We start from the raw sequence: 14,330 nt of genomic DNA on the forward strand, positions 1-14,330 counted from the left end.
GCCGGACAAGCGACACATCTGACCCTGACTAACAACCAAGGCAATTTTATTGTTAGAAGGAGCAAAGCATGAGTTTAGCAACACTGTTTCCGCAAGCGGCCGACATTCCGGCAGAGTTTGCCCACAACGCCCTGATCACCCAGCGCGAATACCTTATTAATGGCGAACTGTTAAGCTGGGCAGGTGAGCTAAGCCCGGTGCTTAGCCCGGTGCATATTCGCGATGGCGACAGCCTGACCCAGGTACTACTGGGCCACACGCCACTACTGGACGAACAGGCCGCCTTAGCTGCGTTGGATTCGGCGGTTAAAGCCTACAACTTAGGCCGTGGCGCCTGGCCCAGCATGCCCGTGCTGGAGCGGATCCAGCATGTTGAAAAATTTCTGGGTTTAATGCAGTTGCAGCGCGACGAAGTGGTACGCCTGCTGATGTGGGAAATTGGCAAACCTTATGCTGATGCCGCCAAAGAATTTGACCGCACCTGTGATTATATTCTCGACACCATTGCCGCCTTAAAACAGCAGGACCGTGATGCCAGCCACTTCATTATTGAACAAGGTTCACTTGGCAAAATTCGCCGGGTGCCGGTTGGCGTGGCGCTGTGTATGGGGCCATTTAACTACCCGTTAAACGAAACCTTCACCACCCTTATTCCGGCGCTGATCATGGGCAACACCGTGATCTTTAAACCCGCCAAATATGGCGTACTGCTTATTCAGCCATTGTTGCAGGCTTTTTTACAAAGCTTTCCGGCCGGGGTAATTAATATTATTTATGGCCGTGGCCGCGAAACCGTTGGCGCGCTTATGGCCAGTGGCAAAATCGATGTATTTGCCTTTATCGGTACCAACAAAGGCGCCAGCGATTTAAAACGGATGCATCCCAAACCACATCGGCTTAGGGCAGTTCTGGGGCTGGATGCGAAAAACCCAGCCATTGTGCTGGCCGATGCCGATCTGAACCGCACCATTAAAGAATGTGTCGCCGGCAGCTTGTCGTTTAATGGCCAGCGCTGCACGGCGCTAAAAATTCTGTTTGTGAAGCGGACCATTGCCGATGAGTTTGTCAGCAAATTAACCGCGGCAGTCACTGCGCTAACCGCCGGTATGCCTTGGCAAGCCGGGGTGACCATTACACCGCTGCCTGAACCCGGTAAAACCGGCTTTTTAACCGAATTGTTAGAGGATGCGTTGAGTAAAGGCGCCAAACTGCAAAACCCGGGCGGTGGCAGCAGTTTGGCGTCGTTCTTTCAGCCAGCCGTGCTGTATCCGGTCAGTAGCGATATGCGCTTATACTCTGAAGAGCAATTCGGGCCGCTGGTGCCGGTAGTGCCCTTTGATGATATCAGCGAAGTAATCGATTATGTGGTGAACTCCAACTTTGGCCAGCAGCTGAGCATTTTTGGTCAGGACCCACAACAAGTAGGCGAGCTGTTGGATATTTTTGCTAATCAGGTTGGCCGCATTAATATCAACAGCCAGTGCCAGCGTGGGCCTGACAGCTTTCCGTTTAACGGTCGCAAAGACTCAGCTGAAGGCACCTTGTCGGTGGTCGATGCGCTGCGCCAGTTCTCCACGCCAACCCTGGTAGCAGCTAAGTATCAGGATGGTGATGTCGATTTTGTCAAACAAATGGTCAAAGCCCGCAGCTCGAACTTTTTAGCGACGGACTTTTTATTCTGATTTTTAAGTGAAGCGGGCTATGCCTTGTCAGTGAAGGCATAGCCAAAACAGCTAAAACCTGTTATCAAATAGGCTAGGTGTAGTTTTGAGACGTTTTGCTGTGGCACTACCTGTTACATTCCAACAAGCCGTTAAACAGTTTATTCCTGCTGAGCGCTACTTTGACGATCCTATCGCTACGCTAGCGTATGGTACAGATGCCAGCTTTTATCGTCTGTTACCCAAACTGGTGCTCAGGGTAGAATCTGAAGCGGAAGTAGTGGCACTGTTAAAACTGGCGAATCAGCATAAAGTAGCCATAACCTTTCGGGCGGCAGGTACCAGTTTATCCGGCCAGGCGGTAACCGACTCCGTGCTGCTGGTGCTGGGTGAAAACTGGCAGCAACGCGAGGTGCGGGGCTTAGGTGAGCAAATCCGCTTGCAGCCCGGGGTCATTGGCGCCGCGGCCAACAGTGTGCTGAGCAAGTTTCAGCGTAAAATCGGCCCGGATCCGGCGTCAATCAACAGTTGTAAAATAGGCGGTATTGTTGCCAATAATGCCAGTGGGATGTGCTGCGGCACTGCCCATAATAGCTTTAACACCCTGGCGGCGATGCGCCTGGTGTTATTTGATGGCACCGTGCTGGATACCGAAGATAGCACCAGTGTCGAGGCGTTTAAACAGAGCCACGCAGAGTTGCTGACTGAGTTGTCGACACTTGCAGAGCAAACCCGCGCCGACGAAGCGCTGTGCGCCAAAATTCGCCATAAATACCGCTTAAAAAACACCACTGGTTTTTCGCTGAATGCCTTAACGGAATTTACCGATCCTATCGATATTTTGACCCATTTAATGGTGGGCTCAGAGGGCTGTCTGGGCTTTATCAGTGCCATTACCTATAACACCGTGCCTGAGTATCCGCATCGGGCCAGTGGTTTACTGGTTTTTCCTGATGTTGCCAGCTGCTGCCAGGCGGTAACGGTATTAAAATCACTGGCAGTGTCGGCGGTGGAGCTACTGGACCGGCGCAGTTTACGCTCAGTGGAGCATAAAGCCGGTATGCCAGCATGGGTAAAGCAGGTTTCAGTCAATGCCTGTGCGTTGCTGATTGAAAGCACCGCTGCCACCGCCCAGGCTTTGCAGCGGCAGCTGTTAGAGTTACGAGCTGTCGTGCAGGGCTTTGAGCTTGAGCAGCAGGTCGATTTCAGTACTGATCCGACCGTTTATAACCAGCTTTGGGCCATTCGCAAGGGCACCTTTCCGGCGGTGGGTGCCGTGCGTGAAACCGGCACCACGGTGATTATTGAAGATGTGACCTTTCCACTACCGCAATTGGCCGCCGGGGTTGCCAGGCTGCAGCAATTATTTGTTAAATATGGTTATGACGAAGCCATTATTTTTGGGCATGCCTTAGAGGGCAACCTGCACTTTGTGTTTACCCAGGGTTTTGACGACCCGGCAGAGGTTAAGCGTTACGACAACTTTATGCAGGAGGTGACGCAACTGGTGGCGGCGGAATTCGGTGGTTCGCTGAAAGCCGAGCATGGTACCGGTCGCAATATGGCACCCTTTGTTGAGCTGGAATGGGGAAAGGATGCTTATCAGTTGATGTGGCGCCTGAAGAAGCTGCTGGACCCGCAGCATATTCTAAACCCTGATGTGGTGCTTAGCCAAAACCCGCAGCTGCATTTGCAAAACTTAAAACCGCTGCCGGCAACGAATCCGTTGGTTGATAAATGCATTGAATGCGGCTTTTGCGAGCCGGTATGCCCGTCGCGCAATTTAACTCTGACCCCACGCCAGCGCATTGTTACCCAGCGTGAAATGTCGCGGTTAGCGCGCAGTGGTGACGATCCGAAACGGCTTAAGGCGTTAACCAAAAGCTATCAGTATGCAGGCAATGATACTTGTGCGGCCTGTGGTATGTGCAGTACCGCTTGTCCGGTGGGCATTAATACCGGCGATTTAACCCGGGCGCTTCGTGCTGATAACAACCGGCGCTGGCAGGGTGTGGCGGCTTTTATGGCACGCCATTTTGCTGCTTTTAGCGCCATGGTGCGTGTCGGCCTGCTGGCGGGGCAGAGCCTTGCTAAGGTATTACCCGGCTGGTATAGCGCCATGCCCACCGCTAATCGCGCCAGATTGCCGACAGAACATCCTAGCCTAAAACCTGTTATCTATCTGGCCAGTTGCAGCAGCCGGGTCATGGCGCCGCAGGCCAATAGTCAGGACAGCCGCAGCTTAATGCAGGTAAGTACCGACTTACTGGCCAAAGCCGGTTATCAGCTAATTGTGCCAACAGACATTGCCAGCCAGTGTTGTGGCATGCCGTTTCAATCCAAGGGCCAGTTTGCCGCGGCGGAACAGAAACAACGCGAGCTTAACCAATGGTTGCTGGTGAACAGTAATAATGGCCAGATCCCCATTTATTCCGACAGCAGCCCCTGTAGTTTAACCTTGCTGGGCAAGCTGGATCCACGTCTGACGATAATTGATAGCATCGATTTTCTGTATCAGCACGTATTACCAAAACTGAAAATAACCCCGCAGCCAGAGCCGGTGGCGTTGCATATTAGCTGTAGCGCCAGCCAGTTGGACCAGAGCGCAAAACTGCAGCAATTAACGGCCGCCTGCACTAAGCAGGTGGTGATACCCGAAGGGATCAGTTGTTGTGGCTTTGCCGGCGATAAAGGCTTTGTGTTGCCAGAGCTAAATGCCTCAGCGCTATCAAACTTAGCGGCGCAAGTAAGTATGTGCTCACGGGGGGTATCGAGTAGCCGTACCTGCGAAATTGGTTTATCGCGCCACAGTGGAATTGAATATCAGCATTTAGTCTATTTACTGGATAAATGTGCAACTCAGGGCAATTAAAGCAGGTTGTGCAGTTTGACATCGGTTAACGACTGCGGAATATTGGCAGGCAATGAAATACTTAAAGGCAATACTTAATGGACAGCAGTAAAGGTAAGCTTGATTTGTCAGCGGCTTTTGCTGCGTTGCGCCTGAGATTTGAACAAACCTTACCTGAGCGAGCGGCCAAATTGCAGGTTATATTGGATGTCGCTGACACTAAGGCTGCAGAGCTACTACCTTCAGTAATAAATGAAGCGCATAAGCTGGCCGGAGCCTGTGGGACTTTTGGTTTTGCAACACTGGGCAGCCTTGCCCGGCAGATTGAGCAGTTAGCTGTAGCTATTAAAGGGAAGAAGGCTGCGGAGCAGCTTTACTCGTTGTCACAGTTAAAACATCTGTTGCTCGAGTTCGACGTTGCAGTAAATGCTGCATTAGGTGCAGGACAGCCTAATCTAAACCAGCAACTTGCAACGGTAGCAGAAAACACCAGCATCTGGTTGTTGCTGGATAACCAGCAGTTAATTACCGAACTAACCAGCCAGTTAGAAGCTTTTGGTCATAAGGTTGAATTATTCCCGGATTTTGACAGTTGCTTAAGGCAATTGCAGCAAACTGCGCCAGCCGTGCTGTTTGCCGATGCAGAACTGGAACGTGGTGGCTCGTTATTTCAGCAAAAGCTGTTGTTAGAAACCCTGGTGAAAAGACATGCCCGCCTGTTGGTCTATTCAACTCTCGATAGCTTTGAGTTGCGGATCAAAGCGGCTGAATATCGTGCGGCTGCTTTTTTTATCTCGCCACTGAATATTCCTGATATGGTGACGTCAATTGGCGAAATGCTGGAAGACAGTGTCGGTAATACCGGCCGGGTTTTTATTGTCGAGGAGGATAAGCTGCTGGCCGAGCACTATGCGCTGGTTTTAAACAGTATGGGGATTACCACCCAGATTGGTAGCCGGATCCGCAATATTATTGACGAGCTAACCCGCTTTCAGCCCGATCTGATTTTAATGGATATGTATCTGCCGGAGTTCTCCGGTGCTGAAGTGGCTGGCTTGATTAGACAATACAAGTCTCTGAAAAGGCTGCCCATCGTTTTTCTGTCATCTGAAACTAATAAAACATTACAAATTAAGGCGATGGCGCAGGGGGCTGATGATTTTATTACCAAGCCCATTGACGATGTTCAGCTGGCTCAGGCGATTAAAGTGCGGTTGACCCGCAGTTTGCAAATTAAAAATTTAATTGAGAAAGACAGCTTAACCTCGCTTATTAAACACAGTGCTATCAAAGAGGCAGCTGAACTTGAATATGAGCGCAGCGCACGGAGCGCTAAGCCCCTGAGTATAGTGATGCTGGATATCGATCACTTTAAAAAGGTCAATGATAATTACGGTCACGCGGTGGGTGATTTAGTAATTACTTCACTGGCCACTTTGTTGCGCAAACGGATCCGTAAAACAGATAAGGCGGGGCGTTATGGTGGTGAAGAGTTTATGCTGGTGTTGCCAGAGTGCCCGCCAGATCAGGCGAGGTTGCTGGCTGAGGAATTATTAGCAGCTTTTGCTACTGTTCAGTTCAATGTAAATAACCTGCCTTTTTGCTGTACTTTTTCTGCCGGCGTCGCCTCAGTGCCCGCTACAGGTATCAGCAGTGCCGCCCAACTTCTCAGTGCAGCAGATGATGCTCTGTACCGGGCCAAACGCGCGGGTCGTAATCAGATATGTTAAAGATCTGAGCTGGCCCGGCCCACTTACTGTAATTTCTAAAATTTTTTAACGAATAACCTTGAATCGATCAGGGCTAATCCCCACTAATCAGTCAACGCAATTTTTAATTGTTCAGAATATAAGTGGAGAGCAGTTATGGGTAGAATAATTGGTATTGATTTGGGCACAACCAACTCATGTGTTGCTGTGTTAGATGGCGACAAACCTCGGGTTTTAGAAAATGCAGAAGGCACGCGTACTACGCCTTCAATTATTGCTTATGCTGAAGATGGTGAGGTATTAGTAGGTCAGCCGGCAAAACGTCAGGCGGTAACTAACCCTAAAAATACCCTGTATGCGATTAAGCGTTTAATTGGCCGTCGCTTTGAAGACGAAGAAGTACAGCGCGACATCAAAATTATGCCGTTTAAAATTGTCAAAGCGGATAATGGCGATGCCTGGGTTGAAGTAAAAGATAAAAAACTGGCTGCGCCGCAAATTTCAGCTGAAGTGCTGAAAAAAATGAAGAAAACTGCCGAGGATTTCTTAGGCGAAGCAGTAACGGCTGCAGTTATTACCGTACCAGCATACTTCAATGATGCGCAGCGTCAGGCCACTAAAGACGCCGGCCGGATTGCGGGCTTAGACGTCAAACGGATTATCAACGAGCCAACCGCTGCGGCACTGGCTTATGGTATGGATAAAAAGAAAGGCGACACCAAGATTGCAGTGTATGACTTAGGTGGCGGTACTTTCGATATCTCTATTATTGAAATTGATGATGTTGATGGCGAGCAAACCTTTGAAGTGTTATCCACCAACGGTGATACCCACTTAGGTGGTGAAGACTTCGATAACCGGGTTATTAATTACCTGGTAGAAGAATTCAAGAAAGAGCAGGGCATGGACTTGCGCAACGATTCTTTAGCGATGCAGCGGGTAAAAGAAGCCGCTGAAAAAGCCAAGATTGAGCTGTCCTCAGCCTCGCAAACTGAAGTGAACCTGCCGTACATCACTGCAGATGCTTCAGGACCGAAACACTTAAACATCAAAGTGACCCGCGCCAAGCTGGAGTCACTGGTGGAAGACTTAGTGCAGCGTACGTTAGAGCCGCTGAAAAAAGCCTTAGCCGATGCTGATTTAAGCGTTAGCGAAATTAACGAAATTATTCTGGTGGGTGGTCAGACCCGGATGCCAAAAGTACAGGAAGCCGTTACTGCTTTCTTTGGCAAAGAACCACGTAAAGACGTAAACCCGGATGAAGCCGTAGCAGTCGGTGCTGCCATTCAGGGTGCGGTACTGTCTGGCGATGTGAAAGACGTATTGTTACTGGATGTAACGCCACTGTCGCTGGGTATCGAAACCATGGGTAGCGTGATGACGGCGCTGATTGAGAAAAACACCACTATTCCGACTAAAAAGTCGCAGGTGTTTTCAACCGCCGATGACAATCAGGCTGCGGTAACCATTCACGTGTTACAGGGTGAGCGCAAGCGCGCGACTGATAATAAATCATTGGGCCAGTTCAATTTAGAAGGTATTCGCCCGGGTCGTCGTGGCGAGCCGCAAATTGAAGTAACGTTCGATTTAGATGCGGATGGTATCTTGCATGTGTCTGCGAAAGATAAAGACACCGGCAAAGAGCAGAAGATCACTATTAAATCGTCTTCAGGTTTATCGGAAGATGAAATCGCGGCCATGGTGCGCGATGCTGAAGCCCATGCTGAAGAAGACAAAAAGTTCGAAGAGCTGGTACAAACCCGTAACCAGGCTGATGCGATGGTTCATGCCACGCGCAAACAACTGGAAGAAGTGGGCGACAACTTAGCCAGCGACGACAAAGCGGCCATTGAAACGGCAATTAACGAGCTGGAAACCGCCCTGAAAGGCAGCGACAAAGCGGAAATTGATGCCAAGTCACAAGCCTTAATTCAGGCTTCGCAAAAGCTGATGGAAGCGGCCCAGGCTAAAGCCCAGCAGGGTGGTGCCGATGCCGGCCAGCAGCAGGCTGCTGGCAATGACGATGTTGTTGATGCTGAGTTTGAAGAAGTAAAAGACGACAACAAATAATACGGGCCCGGGCTGCAGCTTGCTGCAGCCCTTTGACTAAGAAGTAAGCACTGAATTTATGTCAAAGCGTGACTACTATGAAGTATTGGGTGTCGCTAAAGGCGCCGATGATAAAGACATCAAAAAGGCTTATAAACGCCTCGCTATGAAATTTCACCCTGATCGTACTCAGGGCGATAAAGGCATGGAGGAGAAGTTTAAAGAAGTCCAGGAAGCCTATGAGGTTTTATCAGACGAGCAAAAACGCGCTGCCTATGATCGTTTTGGCCATGCCGGGGTAGACCCTACTCGCGGTGGCGGTGGTTTTGGCGGCGGTGGCGCTGGTGCCGGCGACTTTGGTGATATTTTTGGCGATGTGTTTGGTGACATCTTTGGTGGCGGCGGTCGTCGCGGCCAGTCACGGGCACAGCGCGGCTCAGACTTACGCTATAACCTGGAGCTGAATTTAGAAGAAGCAGTGAAAGGTAAGTCGGTCGATATTAAAGTGCCAACATACGTTAACTGTGACAGCTGCGACGGTTCAGGCGCTAAGAAAGGTACTTCGGCGAAAAGTTGCCCAACCTGTCATGGTGCTGGCCAGGTCACGATGCGTCAGGGCTTTTTTGCCGTACAGCAAACCTGTCCAACCTGTAATGGTCGCGGCAAAATTATTCCGGAACCTTGTACTAAATGTCATGGTGAAGGGCGGGTTGAGAAAACCAAAACTTTATCAGTTAAAATTCCGGCCGGGGTCGATACCGGTGATCGCATTCGCTTAACCGGTGAGGGCGAGGCAGGCATGCATGGCGCACCGGCTGGTGATTTATATGTGCAGGTAAACGTTAAACCCCACCCGATTTTTCAGCGGGATGGCAACAACCTGTACTGTGATGTACCGTTAAGTTTTGCCACCGCAGCCCTGGGTGGTGAAATTGCGGTACCCACGCTGGATGGCCGGATTAAACTGAAAATTCCGGCAGAAACCCAAACCGAAAAAATGTTCCGGTTACGCGGTAAAGGCGTGCAATCGGTGCGAGGTGGTGGCGTTGGTGATTTGGTTTGCAAGGTGGTAATTGAAACCCCGGTGAACCTTAGCGACAAGCAGAAAGAATTGCTTCGTCAACTTGATGAAAGTATGGCCGGTGAGAGCGAAGCGAAGCATCGACCTAAATCGAAAGGGTTTTTTGATGGCGTTAAAAAATTCTTCGATGATTTAACTGGTTAAGTAAGTTTAAAACCACCTTCGGGTGGTTTTTTTTGCAGTACCCGATACACTTATAGGGTTGCTATACTGTATGGCTGCAGCTGCGGCAGCAAACGTGGCTTTGCATCAATAAGGATTTTGTTATGCTGAAGAATTTTTCACTGGCAGCGGTTGCTGCTTTAGTAGTGGTTGCCTGTGCACAATCACCGACCGGTCGTAATCAAATCATGCTTTTTGATGACAAACAGCTTAGCACTATGGGTGCTCAGACTTTCGAAACAATGAAAGCAGAAACGCCGATCAGTAAAGATGCCAGAATCAATGACTATGTGCAGTGTATTGCCAGTGCCTTGTTGCGGGTAACTCCACAGGAGTACCTGACTAACCCGTGGGAAGTGGTGGTATTTGACAGTGAACAGGTCAATGCTTTTGCTTTGCCGGGTGGCAAAATCGGCGTTTACACCGGTCTGTTAAAGGTAGCAGAGAACCAGGAGCAACTTGCCGCTGTTGTTGGCCATGAAATTGCCCATGTAATGGCAGGTCATAGTAACGAGCGCTTATCAACTAATCAGTTTTTGCAGTCGGCGTTGGCACTGGGCGATGCTGGCACTAAAGCTTATGGTGTGAAGTATCAGCAGGAAATTATGGCAATGTTAGGTGTAGGTGCTCAATTAGGTATAACCTTACCTTTTAGTCGCACCCATGAATCAGAAGCAGATATTGTTGGCCTGGACTTAATGGCAAAGGCCGGTTTTGAACCGCGCCAGGCGGTGAATTTATGGCAGAATATGGCAGCAGCCAGCAGCAATAATACACCACAGTTTCTATCCAGCCACCCGATACCGGAGAACCGGATAGCAGAATTGCGCGCCAGAATGCCTGAAGCGATGGCAACTTTTAACGAACGGAAAAAGTCAGGCCGGTTACCGGCTTGCCGCAAATAATTGGGTTGATGGCGTCAGCTAAATTTACAATATTAAGTTTATCTGAAGCTGTCAGTTAAGGAATCTGATTAATTTCAAGTCATTACAGCATTGGATTAAAATTTGCATGTTTTGGTTAAAGACTAGCTTTAGCTAAAACATCAGGACAAGGGTGAGACAGTCTATGGACAATAAGGATATCAACGCAGCGAGTGGCCGCCGTAAGTTTTTAGTTCGGGCGGGTATGGGATCGTTGCCGGTGTTAATGGCCCTGAAAAGCAAAGGTGCCTGGGGTTATAGTACCCAAAACTGTAATTTAAGTGCCAGCATGTCAAAAATGCAGTCGGTACAAGCAGAGCAGTTTCAGGCTTGCACAGGTCAGTTTCATTCTCATGGTGGTGCAAAAGATTATTTTAAGTTAAAGGGAGAGGGTAGCGAGAGAATAGGGTATTTCCACTCTCTTTCAGATGCTTATCACAATGGTGATATGTTCACAGGCTCTTATGATGGTAGTCCTGTTAACGAAAATACCTTGTTCAGTAGTATTTTCACTAGTGGTGGCTTTGATGGTACCCTTGCTGAAGCGTTAGTGTTGAAGGGGCCTTACGATTTAATTCGCAATATCACTGCAGTGTTTTTACATTCAATGTTTTATCGTGCGGCAGCTATATATCCTGAGCCTGAAGCTTTTGTTCAAGCTTATAATAATGCTGTGTTCACTGGTGAAACAGGCCAGTTGAAAAATGTATTAACGATGTATATTGATGCTGAGTATGAAGATTAATAGTGAAGAGGTCGCTGTAACTACTAATTACACCTCATGGCTATCAGCGGCCAGGCAAGCAATTAATGAGCAGCGCCATCTCGTGAGTTATACTTTTTCAGCTGACAATGGCGCAGCTTACTTTAATAGCATAAGCTATGCTACCTACAAGGTTTTGCCGGGAAAACACCCCGAGCAGGAGTAAGTTTGCCGCTTTTTTCATTGCATACCCCGCCTTTTTCCGTTCGTATAGCCTCTGACAGTCCGACGTTATTCAGTGATTTAGCCAGGCTTTATCCGGAAAACGTGCTGCGTCCGGAAGCTGATGAGCAACATATCTATGATTTTCATATCGATTATAATCGACGCTTCAGTGGTAAAAGCCGGCCCTATCATTTTCGAACAGGTACTGAACATTTCCGGATGGCTGATGCTAAGCAGCTGATTCCGACGTTTGAGTGGGGCCTGAACTGGTGTGTGTCGGCATATCAGCAGCAATATCTGGCTATTCATGCGGCGGTGCTGGAAAAAGCGGGGAAAGCGCTGATTATGCCAGCACCTCCTGGTAGTGGTAAAAGTACATTGTGTGCCCTGTTAATGCTACAGGGCTGGCGCTTGCTATCAGATGAGATGTGTCTGATCGATCCTGCTAATGGTCAGTTACAACCCTATGTCCGTCCAGTTAGTTTAAAGAATGCCTCGATTGACGTGATTCAGAGTTATCAAAATGATGTCAGAATATTTCATCGAACACCAGATACTGAAAAAGGCACAGTAGCGTATTTGCGCCCGTCAGATCTCAGTTGGCAGCAGGCCAACTCAACTGCAACGCCCGCCTGGATAGTCTTTCCCGCCTATCAGGCATCGGCAGAGCCGGTAGCGGTATATGACATGCCAAAGGCAGATACCGTGTTGTATCTTGCTCAAAATAGTTTTAATTATGCTGTTTTTGGTGCTGAGGGTTTTAGTTTGCTAAGTCAACTGGTAGAAAATACTGCCAGCTACCGGTTAGAGTATAGCGATACCAGTCAGATGCTGGCATTGCTGGAGCAGCTACTATGCTAGCACCTGCTCTGATTGCCTGCTTTCGCGATCCGCAAGCGTTTCTGCTTAGCGCCAGTGCCGCCAGCTGGACCACTTTGTTACAGGATGCCCGCAGTTTAGGCCTGACCGCACAGCTAAAAGCGCTGTTTGAACGCCATCAAGTATGGCAAGAACTGCCGCCGACAGTACAAAAACACTGCAACTGGGGCTGGCGTTATTATCAGAAGCAGCAAGCCAGTTTATTTTATGAGTTAATGCAGCTGGAACCCTGTCTGGTGCAGGCTAAATACCCTTGTCTGCTATTAAAAGGCGCAGCCTATCAGGCTCTGGGTCTGACAGTTAGTGAAGGCCGGCTTTATTCTGATATCGATTTGCTGGTTGACCGGTCGCAGTTAAAGGACTGTAAAAGCAAACTGTTTTTTGCCGGTTTTTATGAACCTGCGATGTCGGCCTATGATAAACACTTTTATCTGGAACTGTCGCATGAAAACCCGCCGTTGTACCATGTAAAACGTGGCACCGCGCTGGATTTACATTTTGCTTTGTTTCCGTTGGCGGGCCGTAAAAACCTGGCTATGCAACAGGTTTTTGCCAGTGCCAGCCCGATTGAAGGCTCGTGTTTTCGGGTGCCCAGCCTCAGCTATTTATATATCCATGCCGCCATCCATTTCTTCTGGCAGGAGGAGCAGCACAAGCTGGTGAAGGATCTAATTGATTTAGATCTGCTTTACAGCCAGCTGGTAAGTAAAGCGCTGTTGCCACAATTATTACGGGACGCTGAGCAGTTTGGCGCGTTGGAACCGGTTGTTAATACTTTATTGTTAATTGAAAAGCTTTTTAAGCGTTCTCTGCCAGATGAAATTGCCAGACAGCTTGGACAAAGTCCGCAGCGACGAGATGTAGCCCGAACCCTGGTACTGATGCAACTGCAACCCGGTATAAAAGCACATCTGGCCGGTGCAATCTGGTACTTGCGTGGTTATCGGCATAAAATGCACTGGCGGGTTTTAATCCGCCATGTTTGGGTGAAAACCAGCCTGACATGGCGGCAGTATCGGCAACGAACCGATTAGTTGTGCTGTTGGATCACTCAGGCCGGGTTGCTTGCTGTCGGGACGGAGTCTGGAGCGCGCAGTAATATAATGCCGCTGGCCACAACCAATAAAATCAGGCAATAGAAGCTATAAGTTACCACTTGCCAGGGCGAGATGCCGAAGCTGGCCCCCAGCAGCAGCGCCTGCGCCCCATACGGCACCAGTCCCTGACTGATACAAGCGTAAATATCCAGCAAACTGGCACTTCGCCTTGGCGTGATCTGATGTTGCTGCGCTAAATTTTTAGCCACATCACCGGTTAGAACAATAGCAACGGTGTTATTGGCGATACACAGGTTGCTGCTAAAGGCCAGTGCAGCGATAGCCAACTGCTGGGCTTTATTGCCTGCCAGTTTTAATTTGCTGGTTATGCGCTGAATTTTGCCAGAGATCCAACTTAAGCCCCCTTGCTGTTTTATAAACTCACTTAAGCCGCTTACCAGCATCGCTAACAGGAATATTTCCTGGACGCTGGCAAAGCCAGCAGCGATGTCTTTGCCTAAGCCAACGATTTGATAATCTGCAAATAGGCTGCCTTGCAGGGCTGCCAGGACAATACCCAGTAACAGCACCAGGAACACGTTTAAGCCCATTACTGCCAGCACTAAAATGGCGGCATAGGGTAATACCGCGGTCCAGCTGAAGTCGGCGGCAGCAACGTCTGCCGTATCACTGGTAATAAAGCTGTAAATTATCAGGGTTAGTAAGGCGGCTGGCAGGGCAATTTTTATGTTTTCTTTAAACTTATCCGCCATTTTCGCGCCCTGGGTGCGGGTCGAGGCGATAGTGGTGTCGGAAATGATCGATAAGTTGTCGCCAAACATGGCGCCACTTAGCAGCACCCCGGCGACCAGTGCCGGCTCCATATTGGTCTTGGTCGCCAGCCCGACAGCGATAGGGGCCAATGCGCCTATGGTGCCCATCGAGGTCCCCATGGCGGTTGAGATCAGCGCAGCGATAATAAACAGGCCCGGCAGTAACCAGGCAGCCGGCACTATGCTTAAACCAGCATTAACGGCGGCATCAACGCCG

Annotated in this window: 11 protein-coding genes; 10 read left to right on the forward strand and 1 reads right to left on the reverse strand. The window is 49.3% G+C overall.

The window, feature by feature from the left end; genetic code table 11:
- The first annotated feature begins 68 nt into the window (after nucleotides 1-68).
- The 10 genes from KG631_RS06425 (at nucleotide 69) to KG631_RS06470 (ending at nucleotide 13,277) form a co-directional block, all read left to right on the forward strand.
- Nucleotides 69-1,682 carry an NADP-dependent glyceraldehyde-3-phosphate dehydrogenase gene (locus tag KG631_RS06425; protein ID WP_213996895.1) on the forward strand — a complete coding sequence of 538 codons (1,614 nt, stop codon included), beginning with the start codon at nucleotides 69-71 and terminating at the stop codon, nucleotides 1,680-1,682.
- Between the two features lie 85 nt (nucleotides 1,683-1,767).
- Nucleotides 1,768-4,533 (forward strand): FAD-binding and (Fe-S)-binding domain-containing protein, encoded by a 2,766-nt coding sequence (locus tag KG631_RS06430; protein WP_301003638.1) that lies wholly within the window; start codon nucleotides 1,768-1,770, stop codon nucleotides 4,531-4,533.
- 77 nt (nucleotides 4,534-4,610) lie between these two features.
- Entirely contained in the window at nucleotides 4,611-6,242 is a 1,632-nt protein-coding gene (locus KG631_RS06435; RefSeq protein WP_213996896.1) for a diguanylate cyclase, read from the forward strand.
- 135 nt (nucleotides 6,243-6,377) lie between these two features.
- Nucleotides 6,378-8,291 (forward strand): molecular chaperone DnaK, encoded by a 1,914-nt coding sequence (gene dnaK / locus KG631_RS06440; RefSeq protein ID WP_213996901.1) that lies wholly within the window; start codon nucleotides 6,378-6,380, stop codon nucleotides 8,289-8,291.
- 58 nt (nucleotides 8,292-8,349) lie between these two features.
- Nucleotides 8,350-9,495 (forward strand): molecular chaperone DnaJ, encoded by a 1,146-nt coding sequence (gene dnaJ / locus KG631_RS06445; protein WP_213996906.1) that lies wholly within the window; start codon nucleotides 8,350-8,352, stop codon nucleotides 9,493-9,495.
- Between the two features lie 122 nt (nucleotides 9,496-9,617).
- The gene (locus KG631_RS06450) at nucleotides 9,618-10,418 is read left to right on the forward strand and encodes a M48 family metallopeptidase (protein WP_213996908.1); all 801 of its coding nucleotides are present in this window, start codon (nucleotides 9,618-9,620) and stop codon (nucleotides 10,416-10,418) included.
- Between the two features lie 163 nt (nucleotides 10,419-10,581).
- Complete coding sequence (locus tag KG631_RS06455) at nucleotides 10,582-11,181, forward strand: hypothetical protein (protein WP_213996911.1); 600 nt, start codon at nucleotides 10,582-10,584, stop codon at nucleotides 11,179-11,181.
- Nucleotides 11,171-11,365 carry a hypothetical protein gene (locus tag KG631_RS06460; protein WP_213996913.1) on the forward strand — a complete coding sequence of 65 codons (195 nt, stop codon included), beginning with the start codon at nucleotides 11,171-11,173 and terminating at the stop codon, nucleotides 11,363-11,365. Before KG631_RS06455 ends, KG631_RS06460 begins: the two co-directional genes overlap by 11 nt.
- A 2-nt stretch (nucleotides 11,366-11,367) precedes the next feature.
- On the forward strand, nucleotides 11,368-12,225 hold the full coding sequence (locus KG631_RS06465; RefSeq protein WP_213995647.1) for an HprK-related kinase A: 858 nt from the start codon (nucleotides 11,368-11,370) through the stop codon (nucleotides 12,223-12,225).
- Nucleotides 12,219-13,277 carry a nucleotidyltransferase family protein gene (locus tag KG631_RS06470; RefSeq protein ID WP_213995648.1) on the forward strand — a complete coding sequence of 353 codons (1,059 nt, stop codon included), beginning with the start codon at nucleotides 12,219-12,221 and terminating at the stop codon, nucleotides 13,275-13,277. Before KG631_RS06465 ends, KG631_RS06470 begins: the two co-directional genes overlap by 7 nt.
- A 17-nt stretch (nucleotides 13,278-13,294) precedes the next feature.
- Here KG631_RS06470 and KG631_RS06475 read toward each other — a convergent pair.
- Nucleotides 13,295-14,330 (reverse strand): Na+/H+ antiporter NhaC family protein (locus KG631_RS06475; RefSeq protein WP_213996917.1); only part of this gene is annotated, 1,036 nt, incomplete at its 5' end.

Origin of the sequence: Arsukibacterium sp. (genome assembly GCF_018402695.1) — a bacterium.
GTDB lineage: Bacteria > Pseudomonadota > Gammaproteobacteria > Enterobacterales > Alteromonadaceae > Alishewanella.

Excerpts from the sequence above, each read along its gene's own strand:
- KG631_RS06470 (WP_213995648.1), top strand. The coding sequence starts at position 12,219 with ATGCTAGCACCTGCTCTGATTGCCTGCTTTCGCGATCCGCAAGCGTTT.
- KG631_RS06435 (WP_213996896.1), top strand. The coding sequence starts at position 4,611 with ATGGACAGCAGTAAAGGTAAGCTTGATTTGTCAGCGGCTTTTGCTGCG.
- KG631_RS06460 (WP_213996913.1), top strand. The coding sequence starts at position 11,171 with ATGAAGATTAATAGTGAAGAGGTCGCTGTAACTACTAATTACACCTCA.
- dnaK (WP_213996901.1), top strand. The coding sequence starts at position 6,378 with ATGGGTAGAATAATTGGTATTGATTTGGGCACAACCAACTCATGTGTT.
- KG631_RS06425 (WP_213996895.1), top strand. The coding sequence starts at position 69 with ATGAGTTTAGCAACACTGTTTCCGCAAGCGGCCGACATTCCGGCAGAG.
- KG631_RS06450 (WP_213996908.1), top strand. The coding sequence starts at position 9,618 with ATGCTGAAGAATTTTTCACTGGCAGCGGTTGCTGCTTTAGTAGTGGTT.
- dnaJ (WP_213996906.1), top strand. The coding sequence starts at position 8,350 with ATGTCAAAGCGTGACTACTATGAAGTATTGGGTGTCGCTAAAGGCGCC.
- KG631_RS06455 (WP_213996911.1), top strand. The coding sequence starts at position 10,582 with ATGGACAATAAGGATATCAACGCAGCGAGTGGCCGCCGTAAGTTTTTA.